Source organism: Bradyrhizobium sp. P2_E8 (genome assembly GCF_056403875.1).
The window spans coordinates 1-3,609 of sequence record NZ_JBFUES010000787.1 but is presented as its reverse complement, the minus strand read 5'-3'; the positions used below and the strand labels follow the sequence as shown (position 1 = coordinate 3,609).

Genomic DNA, 3,609 nt, shown 5'->3' with positions numbered 1-3,609 from the left:
ATTCGCCCTCGCTCAGCCTGTTACGCTAACAGCCCTCGGGACCACGCCCATGATCGACCACACCACCCTCATCACCTACACCCTCATCGTGCTCGGCTTCGTCTTCATTCCCGGCCCGGCCACGCTGCTCACCATGGCGCGCGCCGCAAGCTCCGGAACGAAGGTGGGTATCGCGACAGGCGCGGGGATTGCGGCGGGTGACGTGATCCACACCAGCATGGCGATCGTCGGCCTCTCGGCGATCATCGCCACTTCGGCGCTCCTCTTCAGCATCGTCAAATATGCGGGGGCCGCGTTCCTTATCTACCTTGGCATTCGCGCCATGCTTGACAAGGCACCGGTCGCGCTGAACGGCGGAGCGCCCACGATCAGCGCAGGTCGCGCATTCCGCGAGGCCGTGCTGACCGAGGTGCTCAATCCCAAGACGGCGCTGTTCTTTCTGGCGTTCCTGCCGCAGTTCGTCCGGCCCGAACACGGCGGGACCGCGCTGCAGCTTGCGGTCCTCGGCATCGTCTTCGTGTTGCTCGGCTTGTTGAGCACCGTCGTGTTCGCTGTGGGGGCCGGTCGTCTCGGCAATTTCCTGCGCCGCCATCCGGCCGTCGTGAAGTGGCAAGGCAAGGTGGTCGGGACCATCTATTGTGCCGTCGGCGTGCGGCTGGCCTTGCAGGAGCGCTGAGGCAGCCGGCTTGAATCGAGCAGCCGCGGCGTACTGGATGTGCGCAATTGCGCACAAGGCGGGGCATGACACCGATGATGAGGAGCGCTCGCTCCCTCCGTCATTGCGAGCGAAGCGAAGCAATCCATAATCTTTCCTCGGGGCAGACTGGATTGCTTCGTCGCAAGAGCTCCTCGCAATGACGAGGATGGAGCTCGGAGTCCTCGCAATCGGTTCGCGCAAACTGGCGGGTTACGCCCTATGCATCGCCCTTCGCGCAATGCGCGATCAGCTTCTCCACAAAGCCCGCGCATTTCAACAGCTCCGACATCTCCACGAACTCGTCCGGCGTGTGCGCCTGCGCGATCGCGCCGGGGCCAATCACCACCGAGGGGATGTCGGCCATGCTGGCGAACAGGCTCGCCTCGGTGCCGAAGGCGACCTTGGCGTGGTCGTTGCGGCCGGCGAGCCTCTTGGCCAGCGTGACGATTGGCGCGTCGGCGGCGGTGTCGAGCGCGGGATAGTCGAGGATTTCCTCGAAATCGATGCCGCACTCCGGATGCCGCGCCTTCATCGCCGGCTCGATCTCGGCCTTGGCCCAGGCGATGATCGCATCCGTCACCTCGCGCGACTCGGTGATGCCGATGCCGCGGCATTCGAAATCCACCGTGCAGGTATCAGGCACGATGTTCAGCGCGGCGCCGCCATGGACGATGCTGGTGAGCAGCGTCGAGTGCGGAACGTCGTAAAGGCTGTCCGTTGATCTCTTGCCTGCGAGCAGCACCGCGCGGCGGCGGATCTCGGCGATCAGCTCGGCGGCATATTCGATTGCGTTGACGCCGTCGGGCGCGATCGAGGAGTGGCGGGCGAGACCGCGGAAGGTGGCGCGCACGCCGTGCTTGCCCTTGTGGCCGATGATGACCTGCATCTGCGTCGGCTCGCCGATGAAGGCGCCGAGCGGCCTGACCTTCTTCTTGGCGACCTCGCGGAGCATCGGCCGCACGCCGACGCAGCCGATCTCCTCGTCATAGGAGATCGCCAGGTGAATCGGCGTCCTGAGCCTGGCCTCCAGCATCTCCGGCACCATGGCGAGACACACCGCGACAAAACCCTTCATGTCGGTGGTGCCGCGGCCGTAGAGCCTGCCGTCGCGCTCGACCAGCTTGAACGGATCGTGGCTCCAGTCCTGGCCCACGACCGGAACGACGTCGGTATGGCCCGACAGCACGAGGCCCGGGCGGTCCTCCGGCCCGATCGTGACCCACAGCGAGGCCTTCTGTCCGGTCTCGTCGGTGATGCGCTCGCCCTTGACGCCGAGGAAGGCGAGATAGCTCTCGATATGGGCGATCAAGGGCAGATTGGTGCGGTCGCTGACGGTGTCGAAGCCGACGAGGTCGGCGAGGAGATTTCGAATGCGATCGGGTCGTGAACTCGGGAAAATCGGGTTGGGCATTGTCTCGTTCATGAGATGGAGGACGGCTTCGCCGCTTGCACGAAACATACCAACGGAGTGGCGGTTCGGGCAAATCGCGATCGCGAAGGGTGCTTTCGCCGAACCTCAGCCGAGCGCGGAGAGGTCTTTCGGCAGCATTCGCTTGAACAGGTCGAGCGTACGCCGCGCCTCCGCGGGCGGCAAGGCGATGGCGTGACGAACCGCGGCTGCGATCTGGATCATCGCCAGTTGCGAAAAGGAGGTGAGGGCGGTGGCGGGCTGTTTCGGCGCGACACACTTGAGTGCCTCGCGCAGGAGGCCGGCGAGATAGGCCACATCCTCCCCGTCGATCTTCTGCAAGCTACGGTCGGCCTGCGTCGCCTGCCAGATGTGATGCATCACAGGATGCTCGCGGAACATCTGGTTATAGCCGTCGGTGATGCGGCACAGCGCAGGGTGCAGGTCGGATAGCTTCTTCATCTCGGCGAGGTCGCGCTGGACGCATTCGCGGCCGATGGCATTGCAGCGCTCGGCGAGCGTCCCGATCACCGTGCTCTTGTCCGGAAAATATTGATAGAGCGAGCCGAAGGCGATGCCGGTGCGCTCGACGATGTCGCTCATCCGGAAGGCGTCGCTGCCTTTCTCGGTGAGGATCTCGGCCGCAGCCGTGAGGATGCGGTCGAAGCGTTCCCGGCTTCGCTCCTGCGTCGGCACCAGCGGCGCGCGTCGCGCGGCCGCGTGCGTCGTCTTGTCCGTCCTGCTTTTCCGTTCCGGCATGCTGATTCCCGCTACCCGCGCTTGACGTCAGAAATAAGAGAGTTTATCGCATTTATCAAATGCGAGAGTTTATCGTATCTGAGGGGGGCTGCGGCATGCGGCAGGTTTTTACGACCGGACTGCTCTGGTTTTCGGCGATTGGCTGCGGCCTCATGGCCGGAATCTATTTCGCCTTTTCGACCTTCATCATGACCGCGTTTGGCCGGCTCGGCCAGGCGGCCGGCATCGCGGCAATGAACGCGATCAATGTCGACATCGTACGCTCGCTGTTCATGCCGCTGTTTCTCGGCACGACCGTGGCAGGCGCGGCGCTGGTGGTGATGGGTACGTTGCGCATCAGCGAGCCGGGGGCGGTGAGCATGATCGCCGGCGGCGGCCTCTATGTCATCGGCATGTTCGTCGTGACGATGGTGTTCAACGTCCCGCTCAACAACGCGCTCGCCGCGGTGCAGCCATCCGCGCCGGAGGCCGGTGCCGTGTGGGCGGCGTATCTGAAGGACTGGACGTTCTGGAACCATGTGCGGACGGTTGCGTCGGTGGTGGGGTGTGCGCTCTTTGTCGCCGCGCTTGCTTCGTCGGCTTCGTAGCCGGGGTGAGCGAAGCGATACCCGGGACAGCTCGATCTCGTAGGGTGGGTTAGCCGAAGGCGTAACCCACCACTGTCTCTCTCCGCGGAAGCAGAAGAGGTGGATTACGCCTTCGGCTAATCCACCCTACGCATCTACAAGCCCTTGCGTTGCCCGAC

The 3,609-nt window shown here is 64.3% G+C and carries 4 protein-coding genes; 2 read left to right on the top strand and 2 right to left on the bottom strand.

The window, feature by feature from the left end:
• Positions 1-49: 49 nt before the first annotated feature.
• Complete coding sequence (locus AC1D00_RS31800; RefSeq protein ID WP_477013390.1) at positions 50-676, top strand: LysE family translocator; 627 nt, start codon at positions 50-52, stop codon at positions 674-676.
• 238 nt (positions 677-914) lie between these two features.
• On the opposite strand, the gene argE is transcribed toward AC1D00_RS31800, so the two are convergent.
• Together argE and AC1D00_RS31790 are read right to left on the bottom strand one after the other, a co-directional pair.
• Entirely contained in the window at positions 915-2,108 is a 1,194-nt protein-coding gene (gene argE / locus AC1D00_RS31795) for an acetylornithine deacetylase (RefSeq protein WP_477013389.1), read from the bottom strand.
• A gap of 105 nt (positions 2,109-2,213) precedes the next feature.
• Positions 2,214-2,864 (bottom strand): TetR/AcrR family transcriptional regulator, encoded by a 651-nt coding sequence (locus AC1D00_RS31790; RefSeq protein ID WP_404557277.1) that lies wholly within the window; start codon positions 2,862-2,864, stop codon positions 2,214-2,216.
• 95 nt (positions 2,865-2,959) lie between these two features.
• Here AC1D00_RS31790 and AC1D00_RS31785 point away from each other — a divergent pair, with 95 nt between their 5' ends.
• Positions 2,960-3,451, top strand: coding sequence for an anthrone oxygenase family protein (locus AC1D00_RS31785; protein ID WP_135178066.1), 492 nt, complete (start codon positions 2,960-2,962; stop codon positions 3,449-3,451).
• Positions 3,452-3,609: the final 158 nt, after the last annotated feature.